A 17,683-nucleotide genomic window follows, 5' to 3' on the forward strand; every position below is an offset into this window, starting at 1 on the left:
ATGAAAAGGTGCTCTATTCGAAAAAAGGCAATCCAATATGCTACAATGAGGGTGTCACATTTGACAAAATAGTGACAAATCCAACCAATTTTCCAGAAGGTCAGGTGGAATGATGTCCTCTATTGAGTGGCAAAAGGTCAAAGACTATGAAGATATTCTTTTTGAGACCTACGAAGGGATTGCAAAAATTACCATTAATCGACCGCATGTACGCAATGCGTTCACCCCAAATACAGTAGTTGAAATGATTGACGCATTTGCTCGAGCACGTGATGATGCATCGATCGGTGTCATCATTCTGACAGGTGCCGGTACGAAGGCATTCTGCTCCGGCGGCGACCAAAAAGTACGCGGCAACGGCGGATATGTCGGCAAAGACAATATTCCGCGGCTGAATGTCCTCGACCTGCAGCATCTGATTCGCATCATCCCGAAACCGGTTATCGCCATGGTTGCCGGCTATGCGATTGGCGGCGGCAACGTCCTCCAAGTGGTTTGCGACTTGACGATCGCCGCCGACAACGCCGTTTTCGGACAAACCGGACCAAAAGTCGGCAGTTTCGACGCGGGATACGGTGCCGGTTATCTAGCGCGAATTGTCGGTCACAAAAAAGCGCGTGAAATCTGGTACCTATGCCGTCAGTACAACGCGCAGCAAGCACTGGACATGGGCCTCGTCAACACGGTTGTCCCGCTCGATCAGCTTGAAGAAGAAACCGTTAAATGGGCCAAAGAAATGCTGTCGAAGAGTGCCACCGCACTTCGGTTTCTCAAAGCGTCGTTTAACGCGGATACGGACGGACTGGCAGGACTGCAGCAGCTGGGCGGCGACGCGACGCTTCTTTATTACACAACCGATGAAGCCAAAGAAGGACGCGATGCCTTCAAAGAAAAACGCGATCCTGATTTCAGCAAGTTCCCGAAATTCCCATGAGTTCGGACGCATATCCATCGATGCCGCAATGGCTCCGTCAGCGTGCGCTGCTGACGCCTGATCGGATCGCAATGGAAACGGTACGTGAACAGCTCAGCTTCAAACAACTTTATGCGCGCGTGCGCCAGGCGGCCGCCGGACTGCGCGACGCTGGTGTGCGCAGCGGCGATCCTGTCGCGTCGCTGCAAGGAAACACGCTGGATTGCGCCGTAACCGTTTATGCGCTGATGCTGCTTGGCGCCGTTATGGTGCCTTTGAACACGCGGCTGTCACCAACGGAGTTGTCCGGACAAATTAAACAGAGCGGCAGCCGGATACTGGTCACCGATCACGATAATGCGGCGGCCGCTGAACAAGCGGTCACTACTATGGGCTGCATGATACGCGATGCGGCAGAGTTGGCGCAAACTGCTGCGCTTTTTGATGATCAAGAAACCGAGATTGAACTGACTGATCCATGTACGATCATTTTTACTTCCGGTACAACCGGCCGACCAAAAGGCGTCGTACTTACCTATGGCAACCATTGGTGGAACGCCAATGGTTCATTAATCAATCTCGGACTCCAGCAGAGCGACACGTGGCTCTGCTGCGTCCCGCTTTTTCACGTCAGCGGGTTGTCCATTTTGATGAAAAGCATCATCTACGGCATGCCGGTGTATTTAATGAAGAAATTTAACGCGGTGCAAGTCAATCAGCTTCTATTAAGCAGCAAGGCAACCCATATTTCTGTGGTCGCCTCGATGCTGCAGCGTATGAGCGATGGACTTGGCAGCGGACAAGCTTATCCGAACACACTGCGCTGCATTCTGCTTGGCGGCGGTCCGGTGCCTGCATCGCTGCTTGATCGCTGCCTGCGCCTGCACATGCCGATCTATCAAACGTACGGAATGAGCGAAACGGCCTCTCAAGCGGCCACGCTGCCGCCCGAGTACATGCGCGAAAAAGCCGGCTCAGCCGGCAAACCGCTTTTCCCGCTGCAGCTGCAGATTGCCACAGATGGGCGACGTGCCGCAGTGCATGAACCTGGTGAGATTCTGATTAAAGGACCGACGGTATTCAGTCATTACTTAAACAACGCTTCAGCAACCGCCGCGGCGATGAAGAATGGCTGGTTCCATTCCGGCGACATTGGCTATTTGGACAAAGACGGCTTTCTGTTCGTCCTTGATCGCCGTAAGGACTTGATCATTTCTGGCGGTGAAAATATTTATCCGGCTGAAATCGAGTCGATCCTGCATGGCTGCCCCGGCATTGCGCGAGCAGGTGTGATCGGTATTCCCGATCACAAATGGGGCCGCGTCCCCGTTGCTTTTGTTTGTTTGAAGCCAGGCGCTGCGTTCTCCGAAACCAAATTGATTGGTGCTTGTCGCGCGCAGCTTGCCTCCTACAAGGTGCCGCGGCGTATCTTCGTTCTTGATGCATTGCCTGAAAATGCTGCACACAAATTGCTGCGGCGTAAACTCTATATGTATTATGAACAACTAAATCAAGTCAAATGAACCGGGCTGAGCCCGGTTTTTCTTACAGGAAAAGAATGTATATGATTTTTGGTCCCACAAAAGACAGTGCATCAAATGCGCAGATGCTCTGGCGTCAGCGGGAACAGTGAGCCGAGGAAGACCCCACAGGAATTTGTGTGTTCGAGGAAGCTTCCGGATCGCCCGCGGCAAGCGAGTAACCGAAGCGGCGATTCAGCACCGAAAAGACAGGAGACCATCACACATGATTGGAGATTAAGGACCGGGCGCTTTTTGCCCGGTTTTTCTTATAAGGTCAAAACGTATCGCCCTTTAATCAAATCGTCCGTTTGACTAGAAAAGTTAACTCGGTGCTGCTTTTCCACCGTCTGCTTTATGCTATAATTTATTAAAATGGCAAACTTTGCCGATTCATTGACTTAACAAGAGGTGACCTTTATTTGCAGAAAAGACAACTCAATCCCCGTATTGTTACGATCTGGCGGCAACGTGCGATCATGACACATCTTATTTTTTGGCTGATTATCGGCGGCTTTGCCGTATGCGTCCGCTTTTTTGATTGGCCACACTTTCTATTCTATATTGCCGGCGCTCTGGCCGCGCTCAACATTCTCCAGCTGATTCTGTACGTTTTTCTCTTTCCAAACATTAATTACCGAACGTTTTTCTATGAAATCAGGCAAGAGGATCTGCTCATTCAAGACGGCATCTTAGTGATTACACAGACGGTTATCCCGTTCACGCGCGTGCAAAATGTGGAAACCGAACAAGGCCCATTACTGCGCAAGCATCATTTAACTGCGGTTTCGGTGACAACTGCTGCCGGTGAACATGAGATCCCCGCTTTGGAAGAACGTGATGCCCTTGCCCTGCGCGACCAAATCTCCGAGCTGATCAAGGAGAATCCGGCCAATGAACTCTAAACGCAGACATCTTCACTTTTTTGCCATATTCAGTGACGCCTTATCGACGCTCTGGAGTATCATCGTACCCTTCGGCTTCGGGCTTGTCTGGGGACTGCGCCACCTTGACGACATTATCGGCTATGTCCTGATCCTGCCGCTCGTCATTCTGATCTTTAATTTTGTAAAATGGCTGCGCTATACCTATGAATGGTCGGATGATCAAATCCATATCCGCTCCGGCATCTTTGTACGCAACGATTGCTACATCCGATTTCAACGTATTCAATCCGTTCAAATTAAGACCAATTTGCTGCTCCGTCTGCTTGGCGTTGTGCAGTTAAAATTTGATACGGCCGATCCTGCTTCAAAAGGCGATAGGGTTCTCACCGCATTGAACAAAAAGGAAGCGGAACGCATTAAAGCGGAAGTTAGCCGCGTTAAAGGGCAGCTGTCGAACTTACGGACGGAGGGGACTGCGCCGGAATCTCCGGTACATAAAGAAAAACAGCCGAAGAAAAGGTATCAATTATCAGGAAAGCGGCTGCTGGCCGCTGCGCTGCTTTCATCGAAAATTGGCGTGATGCTGGCCGCGGTATTCGGGCTTTGGTCACAGGCAGACGATCTCATTCCCGACAACATTCGTGGTCGTTCACTCAGCTATCTCGAGCATGCATCACTGGTCGGTCTGATCATCCTGATCGGTGCGGCGATTCTATTGCTGTGGGTTGCATCGTTAATCAGTATCCTGCTGCGCTGGGGCTTTTTTCGGCTCACGGTCTTCGATACGGAATGGCGCATTCACCGCGGCGTTTGGGAGACCAAAGATGAAACCTATAAAACCGATCGTGTACAGGCGATCCAAATCCAAGAAACCTGGCTGCAGCAACTGTTTGGTTGGTGCACGATTTATGCACAGTGCAGCGGCAGCATTGATTCGGAAAATGATGATGGCGGATCGGTCATCGTCTTTCCAATGCTCCGAAAAGAAGAATTGCCCGGTTTTCTGAGTACCGTCATCCCAAGGTTCGCCGGTACCCTATCCACGCGCGTGTTGCCATTGCGCAGTACGCTTTATCGGATGGCCGGGCCGGCATGCTTCTGGATTGTATCGTGCTCCATACTTGCATGGCGCTTTGACTGGGGAAACTATGCGCTGATCGGCTTGCCGTTCATTCTTATTTGCGGCTGGTTCCGCCGCCGCTCGGAAAGCTGGGCATTAAGTGATAAACGGCTGATCGTTGTCAATCGCTGGTTCGCAAAGACAACCACCATCACACGGAGAAACAACATCCAAAGCCTGACAATCAAACAATCCTTTCTGCAAAAACGACTCGGGCTTGCAAACACCCTGGCAACCATTCGCGCCTCTTCTGAACAGATCTTTTCCATCCATCAGCTTGAAAAAGAACATGCGAATACTATTTTTCAATGGTTTCGCAATCGAAACTAAAAACATCTCGCTTACTCATGCGAGATGTTTTTTTCACGTTCAGAATGTAAATCCGGTTCCTCAAGCGAGACTTGCCAATTCACCGGCGTCTCACCGACCGATTCCAGAAATTGATTGGTTCGTGAAAACGGATGGCTGCCAAAGAAACCGGAATGTGCCGAAAACGGACTCGGGTGCGGCGATTTAATGATGAAGTGATGTGGATGGGTAATCAACGCTTCCTTTGCCTGCGCGTTTCGCCCCCACAGAATAAATACGATCGGTTTTTCACGATCATTCAAGTCGCGAATGACCGCATCGGTGAACTGCTCCCAGCCCATCCCTTTGTGCGAATTTGGTGACCCGCGTCGAACGGAGAGCACGGTGTTCAAGAGCAGCACCCCCTGACGCGCCCATTCAATCAGGCAACCATGCTGTGGAATCGCGCAGCCGAGATCGTCGTGTAATTCTTTAAAAATATTTTGCAGTGACGGCGGCTGCTTGACTCCCGGCATGACCGAAAAGCTAAGTCCGTGTGCCTGACCCGGCCCATGATACGGATCCTGACCGAGAATCACAACCTTCACTTTTTCATAAGGTGTGTAATTCAGAGCATTATATAGATCGAACATATCCGGATAAACGGTTTTTGTTGTATATTCTTCTTTTAGAAATTGCCGCAGCTTTTGATAATAATCCTTTTCGAATTCTGGTTTCAGCAAGGGAGCCCAATCATTTCTTAAAATATGCTGATTCACCTTTGTGCACCTCTCTGTTTAATAGATAATTTTCCAATTATGATCAACGGTTGCTTGAATCACTTTCCGCTCCAGCACTTCATTGGCAATCAGTTCAGTCACATCAATGGGAATGTCTTTAACGACCGGCTTGCCACTGAACATGAAGTACTCACCGCCGCCAATGGAACGATAATTGTTCATGACAACATCATAGGAAGCATCGACGTTTACGGCAGCTCCATGATAGTTGAGCTCCACCACACGACTGCCAACTGGTTTCGAAAGATCCAGGATGTAGTTGATCCCTTCCCACATGTCGTAGTTGTAGTGCTGCGGTTTCGGATCAGTGAATGCTTGGCTGACCTTAACCGTACCGTTTGAATCAAGCGCAAAATAGGATGCCGAACGTTCTAGCGCGTCACGCATATCTTGACCGCTAATCCGAAGCACACGCAATGTGTTGGGATAGATATAATTGGCAACAATATCACGCATGGAAACATTCGGCGGCATGCCCGGTGATTCATTATTGAAAAGCGCCGTTGCACTGATATCGGCACCCGATGCTTTCATCTGCAGCCGATTAATGAATTCAATCAGTGGATGATCCTGCATACGCACCTTCATCGGATCATGCACCAGCATGTCGCCATCAATTTTGCCTAATGGCTGATCCAACCAAGTTTGTGCATCTTTCTCATAGGCGTCGACATGTGCCAGCAAATCCTTGTCTGCCGCTTCACCGCGCACCGAAAGCAGTTCCGATTGCTTGGTGGTCACCTGCCAACCGGCCGGACCCTTTTCAAGCTCAAGCATCACTTTTCCAAGATGCGTGCCGCTCGACCCCGGTTGGATAATTGTGACCCCATTGATCGCTTTACCGGCGATCATCCGGTGCTGGTGTCCGGTAAGCAACACATCAACATCCGCTACTTCTTGACACATTTGGTAGGCTTGATTTTCACCTTTCATCTCTTCAATCGGTTCGCCGGTATCCAAATCACGTCCAAATCCGCCATGGTAGGACAGCACCACAAGGTCCGCTTTTTCTTCTTTTTTCAAAAAAGGAACCCATCGCTTCGCAGTTTCCACCGGGTCTTCAAAATGCATGCCCTTAATATTTTCCGGCTTTTCCCAGTTCGGCACGTATTGCGTCGTCAGCCCAAGAACCGCTACACGCGGCCCCTCAGGGAATGTTTTGACAATATACGGCTTGCCGAAGAACGGGCTTCCATCTGATTTCTTGACGATATTTGCGCCGAGCCATGGAAAGTTCGAGGAAGAAACGGCATCATTCAAGACATCCCTGCCAAAATTGAACTCATGGTTGCCGAATACCGCACAATCATAGTTCAAATGATTAGCAACAACCGCCATCGGATTCGGTCGTTTATGATCAAAGCGCGCATAATAATAGAGAAGCGGCGTTCCTTGGATCATGTCGCCATTATCAATCAGAAGCGTACACGGCGCTTCTGCCCGCTCCTTATGTATGAGCGAAGCGATTTTCCCCATCCCAACGTCTCTAGGACGGTTATCCGCATAATTTATTGGGTAGATGGAGCCATGAACATCGCTTGTTTCTAAGATGATCAATTTCATACGTCACACTCACCTCAATCCCTACTTTTCATAGTACCACGCGTCATATGGTTTTGGAGACAAAAAGATCATAGATTCGCCATCAAAGTAATTATTTTTTCACAAAATTATGTTAAAAAATAGATAATCTGCGCAAAAATAGTGTTATTTTTGTGACAAAGCCTTTATGATAGATAGGGACATACATTGTCTGCATATCTCATTTTTTCTGGAGGCGATTTGTTTTATGTTTAAGAAAAGTTTCGCTCTGTTCCTTGCATTTGGTCTCGTGTTGAGCGTACTCGCAGGATGCGGGAATGGAAGCAGCTCCGCATCATCAAAATCTAAGGCTTATGTACCTAAAGAATTGGTTATCGGATTTGTTCCTTCATCCAATGCGGACACACTTGAAGCAAAGGCAAAACCATTGGGCGATTTACTTTCTAAAAAAATTGGTATTCCCGTCAAGGTTCAAGTAACAACCGATTACAACGGAGTTATTGAAGCAATGGCTTCGAAGAAAATGGATCTTGGCTTCCTGCCTCCAACCAGCTATGTCCTTGCGCACCAAAAAGGCTATGCGAATGTATTACTACAAGCACAACGTTACGGTGTAAACCCCAAAGACGGCTCCAACACTTCTGAAAAAGTAGACTACTATTACTCAGGTATGCTCGTTCGCAATGATTCAGGCATTAACTCAATTAAAGATTTGAAAGGCAAAAAAATCGGTTGGCAAGATGCCACCTCTACCGCCGGTTACGTATTCCCGGCTGTTAAAATGAAGAAAGCAGGCATCGATCCTCAAAAAGACGTGACCGGTGTCACTCTGCAAGGCCACGATAAAGGTGTTCTCGCGGTGTTGAACAAAGACGTTGATGCAGCACCGGTTTTCGTAGATGCGCGCAATATTGTTAAAGCAGAAAACCCAAATGTATTTAAAGAAACCCATTATATCTTCCAAACCGCAAAAATTCCAAATGATACGATCAGCGTTCGTCCGGATATGTCGAAAAAATGGCAGAAAAAGATTTCAGACGCTTTTGTTTCGATCAGTAATGATCCCAAAGGCGAAAAAGTCATCTATTCGATTTACAGCCATGTCGGCTATTCACCTTCTAAAGATTCGAACTTTGATGTTGTTCGTAACTATAACAAAGAAATCGGCGAATAATAGTTTTACTGATTTAAAAGCCTTGCTGCTCTGCTGCGGCAAGGCTTCTTTTTACTAGGCGAGTAAATTTTGAACATTATGTCAAAATGTTCTGCAATGCACTATGCAGCTACGCCTTGCCTATTTTTTTGTGTAACTAACATTATTTCAATGTCCTTTAGACATTGTTCTCTTATGCGTGTTGCGCCCTTGGCTCGTATCCAGGGCTCAACACGTAGACGCATCTTCCTGTTCATCCTTGTACTTAGTCTGATAACTCTTTCCTTTTTCATGAGAAAAACCAAGCTGTGCTTGGTCCTTTATCTCCAGCCATGTGTGATGGTCTCCTGTCTTTTCGGTGCTGAATCGCCGCTTCGGTTACTCGCTTGCCGCGGGCGCACCGCGAGCCTCCTCAGACAGGCCAGGAATCTGCGGGGTCTCGCTGGCACGCATCAACTAAGCGCGATCCCGCCGGCGCCAGAGCCCCTCCGCTTTGACTCTTGGCCAAGACACTGGGGTATTGGTTTGAAGACAGGGCAAAATCTTATACTTTCTTTTCCTGCAAAAAAAGACGCTCTCGGCAGTTCCCCAACGCCTGAGCGTGTTTCTTCTTTAGTACTGTCTGTTTGCTTATTTTTCGATCAAGCCTTTGCAATCTGTTACACGAGCCGTTTGCGAATCGACCCAGAGATTAAGTCGATGATCGAAACCATGACAATGATGCCGAGCAGGATGATCCCGACGCGATCCCATTTGTGTGCATTTAAGGCAAAAATCAATGGTGCACCGATCCCTCCGGCACCAACCATACCGAGTATCGAAGCAGAACGTACACTGATTTCAAATCGATAGAGTGTGTATGAGAAGAATTGTGGCAGAACTTGCGGTACAACCGCAAACCAAAGCGTTTGAAATTTATTTGCCCCACATGCCCGCAGCGCCTCAGCTGCACGAAAGTCCATATCCTCAATTGATTCACCGAATAGTTTACCTAGCATGCCAATCGAGTGGAAGCCGAGTGCGAGCACCCCAGCAAAAGGCCCCAGTCCTACAGCTTTGATGAATAGGAGTGCCATAATCAATTCTGGGAACACGCGAATTGCACTCAAAATAACTTTACCCGTGGATGAGACCACTCGGAAACGGCTCATATTTCGCGCAGCCCAGAACGCGAACGGAACACAGAGGAGTGCGGAAATAAACGTACCAAGGACGGCAATGTTAAACGTTTCGAGTAAGGCATGCAGCAAGTCTTCACCATCCGGATCGCTAATATAGGACCAATCCGGATGTGCCATCCCTGTAAAAATAGCTTTGGCGGAGGTCCAAGCCGAAGCTTTCAATTCAAAATTTTGAAAGAAGCCGGTAAATGCCCAAATATAAATGATTAAAACGATAAGAGCGATGGTCCAATTTCTAAGCCGGCGAAACAGCAATTTTTTTTGTGTGGTATTCATCATATCAGTTTCTCCCGTATTCTATTGCTAAGTCCGTCAATGATCAAGACAACAACAAAGGTATAGAGGATGATCGACATCACGCGATCGTATTGCAGAAATCCAAGTGTACGGCTGAGATACAAGCCGATACCACCGGCGCCAACATAACCGAGAATGGCAGCAGCTCGAACATTAATTTCAAAACAGTAAAGAAAATAAGACATGTACGGAGCAACAACTTGAGGGACAACACCAAGAAAAATCCATTGTGTTTTATTAGCGCCTACGGCCGTCATCGCTTCCAATGGTCCATCGTCAATGGCTTCAACGGATTCATAGGCCAATTTAGCAATGACACCGAACGAAAACACGCCCAACGCAAAAATGCCAGACACAAAACCAATACCGAAAATCGGTACAAACAAAGCGGCAAGCAACAGTTCAGGGATGGTTCGAATCAAATTCATGATAAAGCGGAACGGGACATACACCCATTTCGTTTTGACAATATTGCGCGAAGCGAGCAAAGCAAATGGAATTGCGGCAAGTCCGCCGAAGGTTGTCCCGAGAACAGCCATACGGATTGTCTCCAGCATCGCTTGTGTTATGTAGTTAAAATAGCTCCAGTCCGGGGGAAACATCTGGTCAATCAATGCGCCCATATTTGAAAAGTTTGCAAGCAGCTCAGCGATTGATACCCCGGTTTGTTTTGAGGCACTCCAAATCAGCAGAATGAAGAACAGAATGACAAGAACCAACTTTAACCGTGCCACTCTTCTTTTTGCCAAATTCACGCTCTGCTCGCCTCCGATCCCTCTTTCTGTGAACCGCGACTGTAAATTTGATCAAATGTGTCATCGGATGCTTGCTCTGCAGTACCGTCAAAGACAACTTCACCCGAGCGGATCCCAATCAAACGCGTTGCATACTTCTTTGCAAGATCAACGGAATGCAGATTAACAATCGTCGTCATACCTAATTCTTTATTTACACGCTGCAAGTCATCAAGCACTTGAATTGTTGTGACCGGGTCAAGTGAGGCGACCGGTTCATCGGCAAGAATAATCGTCGCCTCTTGGGCGAGTGCTCGAGCAATCGATACCCGCTGCTGCTGACCGCCTGAGAGTTCGTCTGCTCTGGAATAAGCTTTTTCCTGAATATTCACACGATCCAATGCAGACATCGCCAGTGCAACATCCTTCTTCGGCCATAAACCCAGCACGGTACGCAACGTTGAGTGATACCCCACACGCCCCGACAATACATTTTTCAATACCGAGGAACGTTTGACAAGGTTAAAATTTTGAAAAATCATGCCAATATCACGTCTCATGTGCAGCAATTGTTTTCCCCGTGCTTTTGTGATCGACTGACCTTTGATTAATATTTCACCCTCAGTGATTTCATTCAGACGGTTGATTGATCGAAGCAAGGTGGATTTTCCAGCTCCCGACAAACCAACGATCACAACAAACTCCCCTTTCTCAATCGTCAAGTTAACCTTTCTCAGGCCTTGCGTTCCATTGGGGTATGTTTTGGATACATGCTTGAACTCGATCACATTCTCCATAGCTTCGATCACTCACTTCCATTTTCATTTAAGAGCAACAAAATGTGACAACCTATCAAACAATCATGATTATTATAAAGCAAGATTCATAGGAAAATCTACGTTCATCCTTATATTCTGTAATTCTTTGAAATATTTTATCGATTTATTTCTTGCTTATTCGGCACATCTGTTAAAATCATTTATAATAGTAGAGACTGTTGTTGGACAGCCCGGCATGGATGCGGCCGTGCCTGAATATACTAATCTTAATGAACCTGTCCTGGATTTTCTATGGAGGTGTCCCCTAATGAAACAACGCAAACTGATCTTCCTTTTTTCCGTATTCCTCGTATTGCTATTCGTGCTCAGTGCGTGCGGTCAAAAGCCAACCGCAAAAGACCGAATGGAGGAATACGTACACGCATGGCAGAAACAAGATTTTTCGAAAATGTACACACTGCTCTCCAAATCATCACAGAAACGTGTCAGCAAAGCTGATTTTATTGAACGCTATAAGCGCATCTACGGCAACATTGAAGCCGGCAAACTAACCGCGCGTGTTCAAGAGAATAAGAGTAAAAGTGATTCCGTACACGTGACGGCCACACTAGCGACCGTCGCCGGGCCGATAAAATTCTCTCAAAATGTCGCGTTCAAAGAAGAAAAACAAAAAGATGAGAAAAATTTATATCTCGATTGGCAACCAAACCTGATTCTTCCAAAAATGAACGCCCAATCAAGCGTTCGTGTTGACACACTGCCGAGCACACGCGGCGAGATCGCAGATCGCAACGGCAAGCCGCTGGCCATCAATGGGACCGCGGCGCGTATTGATCTCGTTCCTGGAAAAATGGGCAGTGACAACGATAAAACAGCCACGATCAAGCAATTAACAAAGCTGCTCGGCGTCAGCAAAGAACAAATTGACCAAGCGCTTTCCGCATCATGGGTCAAAGTGGACAGTTTAGTACCGATCACTACGGTTGACGCTGCGAAAACCGATCTGATCAAAAAGGCCGTTGCATTGCCGGGCGTGGTCAAAACGGATGTATCCAGCAGAGTCTATCCAGATAAAAATGCAAGTGCTCATTTAACCGGCTATGTTGGAAAAATGACTGCTGAACTGCTCAAACAGCATAAAAACGAAGGCTACACTGCAAACTCAGTGATTGGAAAGACCGGACTGGAATTATTATTTGAAAAGCAGCTTCGTCAACATAATGGAGCGGAGATCAAACTGCTGGATTCAACCGGAGCAGAAGTTGCAACACTCGCCAAAAAAGACCCGGTTGACGGACACAATGTCCAGTTAACCATTGACCGCGACGTTCAGGATTCATTGTATGATCAGCTGAAAAAAGATGCAGGAACTGCCGTCGCAATTGATCCGCGCAACGGTGATATTCTCGGTCTGGTTAGCGCGCCATCCTACAATCCCAATGACTTTGTTCTCGGCATTTCGTCAAGTGAATACCAGAAACTGAGCAATGATCAGCAGCAACCGCTAAGAAATCGATTTACCGCTGCGTCGGCACCGGGTTCAACGTTTAAACCGCTGACGGCAGCCCTCGCGTTAACGCATAAAGCAATTAATCCCGATACAAAAGTTGCAATTAACGGGAGCAAGTGGCAAGCGAGCAGCTCGTGGGGTGACTACTATGTAACTCGGGTGAATCATGATGCAAAGGTAAATTTGGAGACGGCATTGTTCAAATCTGACAATATCTACTTTGCGCAAACAGCACTTAAAATAGGGGGAACCGCCTTTGCCTCCGATGCGAAGAAATTCGGCTTTGGCGAATCGCTGCCGATTGAATTTCCAATGCGTAAATCAACGATTTCAAATAGCGGGAAACTGAATGACCAAGGACTGCTTGCCAATACAGGCTATGGTCAGGGGCAAGTCAGTGTAACCCCGCTGCACTTGTCACTCATTTATTCGGCGCTTGTCAACGATGGCAGTATGATCAAACCGCGTCTAGTCAAGACCAACGACGCACCGACCTTTTGGAAAAAGAATGTGATGTCCGCAGATACTGCACAATTGCTTAATAAGGATCTGATTCAGGTCGTTGCCAATCCTTCTGGAACGGCTCATGATGCACAGATTAACGGAATCACGCTTGCCGGTAAAACCGGAACTCCGGAATTCAAACAGAAACAAGGGGAGAGCGGACGTGAAAACGGATGGTTCACCGCCTACAATACGGACGATCCAAAACTGCTTGTTACAATGATCGTCGAAAACACGCAAAAAAAAGGCGGCAGCCACTACGTGACACCAAAAGTCAAAAAGGTTTTTGAACAGGTATTGAAAAAATAATTTTGGCTAAAAAGCTCCGAAGCGATATGCTTCGGAGCTTTTTGCTTTGATACCTGAACCCTCAATTTTGTGCCTGATTATAAGCCTTCTTTATCCATAAGAAAAACCGGGCAGCATCCCCGTTTTAGGATGTCTGCCCGGTTTCTTTTATTGTGAGTATTAGATCATTTTTGTTTTAACATAATCGAGCACTTCTTCAGCGGTGTCTAAGTTGAGGAAGGCTTCTTTGTGTTTTGCCAATTCTTCCTTAGAAAGCTTCAGAAGCTGGCTTCTTGCCGGAAGAATAGAGGTTGCGCTCATGCTGAATTCATCAAGTCCCAGTGCAAGCAGAAGCGGAATCGCTGTTGCATCGCCGGCCATTTCGCCGCACATGCCGGCCCAGTGCCCTTCTTTGTGCGCTGCATCAATAATGTTGCTGACCAATCTGAGAATGGATGGATTACATGGTTGATAGAGATAAGACACGTGTTCGTTCATCCGGTCTGCCGCCATCGTGTATTGAATCAAGTCATTCGTTCCGATGCTGAAGAAGTCTGCTTCCTTAGCAAAACGATCCGCAAGAACGGCTGCAGCAGGAATTTCCATCATCATGCCGACTTGAAGGTCATCCGAAACGTTTGTGCCTGCAGCAACAAGCTTTTCTTTCTCTTCAAGAAGAATTGCTTTCGCTTGACGGAATTCATCAATCGTAGCAATCATTGGGAACATGATCCGCAGTTTGCCGTATGCACTTGCTCTCAGCAAAGCACGCAACTGAGTGCGGAAAATGTCCTGCCGTTCCAGACAGAGACGAATGGCACGGAAGCCAAGGAACGGGTTCATTTCTTCAGGAAGTGGGAGATAAGAGAGCTTCTTATCTCCGCCGATATCAAGGGTACGGATCACAACCGGCTTGTTCGCCATCTTCTCAAGAACTTCCTTGTACGCATCAAATTGTTCATCTTCCGTCGGCAATTTGTCACGGCCCATGTACAGGAATTCGGTACGATAAAGGCCAACTGCTTCACCGCCGTTGTTCACAACACCCTCAACATCACCAGGGTTACCGATGTTGGCACCGAGAATCACATGTGCATCGTCGGCAGTCTTGGTCGGTTCGCTAACAAGCTTTTTCCATTCTGCCTGTTGTTCCTTGTATGCCGCTTGTTTTGCCTTGTATGCAGCAACTTCTTCTTCAGATGGATCAAGGATAACTTGCCCATTTAAGCCGTCAATGATGGCAAGTTGTCCTTCTTTTGCCTGAGCCATGACCGTTTTCGTTCCGACAACTGCCGGAATTTCCATCGAACGCGACATAATTGCCGAGTGTGACGTACGTCCACCGATGTCGGTCGCAAAGCCTTTTACATATTTACGATTTAATTGAGCCGTATCCGACGGTGTTAAATCCTCAGCAATAATCACCGTTTCTTCTGTAATACTTGCTGGCGATGTAAAGGAAACGCCAAGCAAATGGGCAAGCAGACGCTTGGACACATCGCGAACGTCGGCAGCACGTTCTCTCATATAGTCATTGTCTTTCATGCTTTCAAACATTTGGATGAAAAAGCTGGACACATCGTCAAGTGCGGCTTCTGCGCTCAGGCTGTCATCATCAATTTTGGATGTGATCTGACCAACGAATTCCGGATCGCTGAGAAACATCAGGTGGGCAGCAAATACTTCTGCCTTATCCTTGCCGAGTTCCCGTTCAGCCGTTTCTTTGATGCTTGTCAGTTCTTTTTTCGATACTTCAAGCGCATCATTCAGCTTTTTCTTTTCTGCTTCTTTATCGCTCACCGTACTTCTTTCGAAGGAAAGATCCGGATTCTTCAGGATGAAAGTCTTAGCAATCGCGATTCCTGCAGAAGCAGCAATACCTTTAATCTTTTCTGACATGTTTTCATTCACCCAACCCTTCAAATATAAAAGCTCAGTCTCTCACAAAACCGATCGAACATGCGTAAGCATTAATAAAGCGGGCCTTCTCCCGTCCCCAAGATGAGGAACAGAATCTCAGAAAGCAGTATGTTCCTCACCGTTATATCGATGCGGCAGGCGCATGTACGTACAATCGGTGCATCTCCTGCCGCAGATTCGTTTTTCCCGTCTGTAGGTCTAGGAAAAACATAACACTAAATATTATATCAAGAGTTTTTTTAAATTGAAAGCGACTCCAATCATTGTTCCTTAATTGTTAGCATTTTTGTCATATGCTGACAGGAATTAGACAGATCAAGCTTCTTCCTTTTGCTCAATCGGCTTCTTCCAAATGCCGTAAAGAATGGCCGTTACAAGGGTTCCGATAATGATGGCCAGTGCATAGAGCAGCGGATTGCCGTTGCTGACCAGCGGAATGACAAAGATACCGCCATGCGGAGGGCGCAGCCCAATGCCGAATAACAGAGCAAGTCCGCCGGCAAGTGCTGAACCGATTGCAGATGATACCATCACGCGCAGCGGATCAGCCGCGCCGAATGGAATCGCACCTTCCGACACAAATGCAGCGCCTAAGACATAGGCAACCTTTCCTGCATCTCTTTGCCCGCGGTTAAACTTATGCGGGAACAGTGTGGTTGCAAGCGCCATACCAAGCGGAGGAACCATACCGCCGGCCATAACTGCAGCTTGTGGATAGAAGTTGCCCGCACTGATCATGGCAATACCAAATGTAAAGGCAATTTTATTAAACGGTCCACCAAGATCGATGCCCATCATACCGCCAAGAATTAAACCAAGAATAACAAGATTTCCTGTCCCCATACCATTGAGAACACTTGTCATCCATTCAACGAAAAGACTGATCGGTTGATTGATCAAGAACATCAAAGCGCCGGTAATAAAAATACCGAATACCGGATAGATCAAAACGGGTTTCAAGCCATCGAGCGATTGCGGCCATTTCTGGAAAGCCCACTTCACGAGCTCAACAGTATACCCGGCTAAGAATCCGGCGATCAAACCACCAAGGAATCCAGCATTGCTGGTCAATGCCATTAAACCACCGACCATACCTGGAGCAAGACCAGGGCGATCAGCAATACTCATTGCGATGTATCCGGCCAGAATCGGAATCATCAAGTACATTGCATTTCCGTTTCCAATATAGCTGAGCAGGTCGGCAAAGCTGTGTACATCTGCAACGCTTGCAACGGGTTTAAGCTCAATACCCGTCAGAGTAGCAATCAAATAGGAAACTGCGATCAAAATACCGCCGCCGACAACAAACGGCAGCATGTACGTCACACCGTTCATTAGGTTCTTGTAAATGTTCAGTTTCTTTCCTGATTCTTCTTCCGAAGCTTGCGCTTTGCTTGTGCTACCGTCGCCCTCGTAAACCGGAGCCTTTTCTTCAAGGACTTGATTAATGAGCTCTTCTGGTTTGCGAATACCATCCGTAACCGGTACCTGAACGAGCGGTTTGCCTCTGAAAGGCTCTACATCAATGTTAATGCTTGCCGCAACGATAATTCCTTTTGCCTTTTCGATTTCATCCGGCTGCAGCTTATTTTTGATGCCTGTGGAACCATTCGTTTGAACTTTAATCGATACGCCCATTTCTTTAGCCTTTTGCTTTAGGGCATCGGCTGCCATGTACGTATGGGCAATGCCGGTCGGGCAGCCGGTAACCGCAAGAATCTCATAGCCGTCCGTATTGCTTTCCGCTGCCTTTTTCTCTTCAGCAGCGACATTTTCACTGGTTTCTTCTTGCGCGTCAAAGGCAGCAACAATTTCTTCAGGTGTTGCAGCGTTCATTAACTTTTCACGGAATTCCGGCTGAATCAAGAAGGTTGAAAGCGTCGACAGTGCTTCAAGGTGCGTGGCGTTCGCACCATCGGTTGCCGCAATCATAAAGAACAGATGTGCCGGCTGGCCATCAAGCGATTGAAAGTCTACGCCTTCTTTTGAACGTCCGAAAGCAATTGCTGCTTCTTTTACTGCCGGCGTTTTCGAGTGAGGAATAGCCACACCATCGCCGATTCCAGTCGTGCTTTGTTCTTCACGCTTATCCAAAGCGGCGCGGTATCCAGCCCTATCGTTGAGTTTGCCCGCTTTGTCCAGCGTTGCTGCCAGTTCATCTAAAACATCTTTCTTCGTCGTACTTTTCAAGTCCAGATTAACGGTTGCTGCCGTTAACAGGTCCGTCACTTTCATTATCTTTTCCCA

Annotated in this window: 13 protein-coding genes; 6 read left to right on the forward strand and 7 right to left on the reverse strand. The window is 47.4% G+C overall.

Features of this window, described 5'->3' with window-relative positions:
* The first annotated feature begins 112 nt into the window (after positions 1 to 112).
* From menB to AA84_RS0104255, 4 genes are all read left to right on the forward strand, one after another.
* The gene (gene menB, locus AA84_RS0104240) at positions 113 to 934 is read left to right on the forward strand and encodes a 1,4-dihydroxy-2-naphthoyl-CoA synthase (RefSeq protein WP_028976169.1); all 822 of its coding nucleotides are present in this window, start codon (positions 113 to 115) and stop codon (positions 932 to 934) included.
* A 20-nt stretch (positions 935 to 954) separates the two neighbouring features.
* Positions 955 to 2,436, forward strand: coding sequence for an o-succinylbenzoate--CoA ligase (locus tag AA84_RS0104245; RefSeq protein ID WP_081791717.1), 1,482 nt, complete (start codon positions 955 to 957; stop codon positions 2,434 to 2,436).
* A 419-nt stretch (positions 2,437 to 2,855) separates the two neighbouring features.
* A complete protein-coding gene (locus AA84_RS0104250) occupies positions 2,856 to 3,338 on the forward strand; it encodes a PH domain-containing protein (RefSeq protein ID WP_028976171.1) in 483 nt (160 codons plus the stop codon).
* Complete coding sequence (locus AA84_RS0104255; RefSeq protein ID WP_028976172.1) at positions 3,328 to 4,770, forward strand: PH domain-containing protein; 1,443 nt, start codon at positions 3,328 to 3,330, stop codon at positions 4,768 to 4,770. Before AA84_RS0104250 ends, AA84_RS0104255 begins: the two co-directional genes overlap by 11 nt.
* 11 nt (positions 4,771 to 4,781) lie before the next feature.
* Here AA84_RS0104255 and AA84_RS0104260 read toward each other — a convergent pair whose 3' ends face one another.
* Complete coding sequence (locus AA84_RS0104260; protein WP_028976173.1) at positions 4,782 to 5,507, reverse strand: uracil-DNA glycosylase; 726 nt, start codon at positions 5,505 to 5,507, stop codon at positions 4,782 to 4,784.
* Between the two features lie 18 nt (positions 5,508 to 5,525).
* Positions 5,526 to 7,091, reverse strand: a complete 1,566-nt coding sequence (locus tag AA84_RS0104265) for a bifunctional metallophosphatase/5'-nucleotidase (protein ID WP_028976174.1) — start codon at positions 7,089 to 7,091, stop codon at positions 5,526 to 5,528.
* A gap of 226 nt (positions 7,092 to 7,317) precedes the next feature.
* Between AA84_RS0104265 and AA84_RS0104270 the strand changes: the two genes are divergently transcribed.
* On the forward strand, positions 7,318 to 8,244 hold the full coding sequence (locus tag AA84_RS0104270; RefSeq protein WP_028976175.1) for a phosphate/phosphite/phosphonate ABC transporter substrate-binding protein: 927 nt from the start codon (positions 7,318 to 7,320) through the stop codon (positions 8,242 to 8,244).
* A gap of 638 nt (positions 8,245 to 8,882) precedes the next feature.
* Here the strand turns inward: AA84_RS0104270 and phnE (AA84_RS0104280) are convergent.
* From phnE (AA84_RS0104280) to phnC, 3 genes are read right to left on the reverse strand one after another with little or no spacing between them, the layout of a single operon-like run.
* Positions 8,883 to 9,683, reverse strand: coding sequence for a phosphonate ABC transporter, permease protein PhnE (phnE, locus tag AA84_RS0104280; RefSeq protein WP_028976176.1), 801 nt, complete (start codon positions 9,681 to 9,683; stop codon positions 8,883 to 8,885).
* Positions 9,680 to 10,456: a phosphonate ABC transporter, permease protein PhnE gene (gene phnE / locus AA84_RS0104285; RefSeq protein WP_028976177.1), complete on the reverse strand. Its 777-nt coding sequence runs from the start codon at positions 10,454 to 10,456 to the stop codon at positions 9,680 to 9,682. The genes phnE (AA84_RS0104280) and phnE (AA84_RS0104285) overlap by 4 nt, the downstream gene beginning before the upstream one ends.
* Positions 10,453 to 11,223 (reverse strand): phosphonate ABC transporter ATP-binding protein, encoded by a 771-nt coding sequence (gene phnC / locus AA84_RS0104290; RefSeq protein ID WP_028976178.1) that lies wholly within the window; start codon positions 11,221 to 11,223, stop codon positions 10,453 to 10,455. Before phnC ends, phnE (AA84_RS0104285) begins: the two co-directional genes overlap by 4 nt.
* 298 nt (positions 11,224 to 11,521) lie before the next feature.
* Here phnC and AA84_RS0104295 point away from each other — a divergent pair, with 298 nt between their 5' ends.
* A complete protein-coding gene (locus tag AA84_RS0104295; RefSeq protein WP_028976179.1) occupies positions 11,522 to 13,537 on the forward strand; it encodes a penicillin-binding transpeptidase domain-containing protein in 2,016 nt (671 codons plus the stop codon).
* A gap of 159 nt (positions 13,538 to 13,696) precedes the next feature.
* Here the strand turns inward: AA84_RS0104295 and ptsP are convergent, their stop codons facing one another.
* Both ptsP and AA84_RS0104305 read right to left on the reverse strand, forming a co-directional pair.
* Complete coding sequence (gene ptsP, locus AA84_RS0104300; protein ID WP_028976180.1) at positions 13,697 to 15,415, reverse strand: phosphoenolpyruvate--protein phosphotransferase; 1,719 nt, start codon at positions 15,413 to 15,415, stop codon at positions 13,697 to 13,699.
* 336 nt (positions 15,416 to 15,751) lie between these two features.
* Positions 15,752 to 17,671: a PTS fructose transporter subunit IIABC gene (locus AA84_RS0104305; RefSeq protein ID WP_028976181.1), complete on the reverse strand. Its 1,920-nt coding sequence runs from the start codon at positions 17,669 to 17,671 to the stop codon at positions 15,752 to 15,754.
* Positions 17,672 to 17,683: the final 12 nt, after the last annotated feature.

The organism is Sporolactobacillus terrae DSM 11697, assembly GCF_000648615.1.
Classification (GTDB): Bacteria; Bacillota; Bacilli; order Bacillales; family Sporolactobacillaceae; genus Sporolactobacillus; species Sporolactobacillus terrae.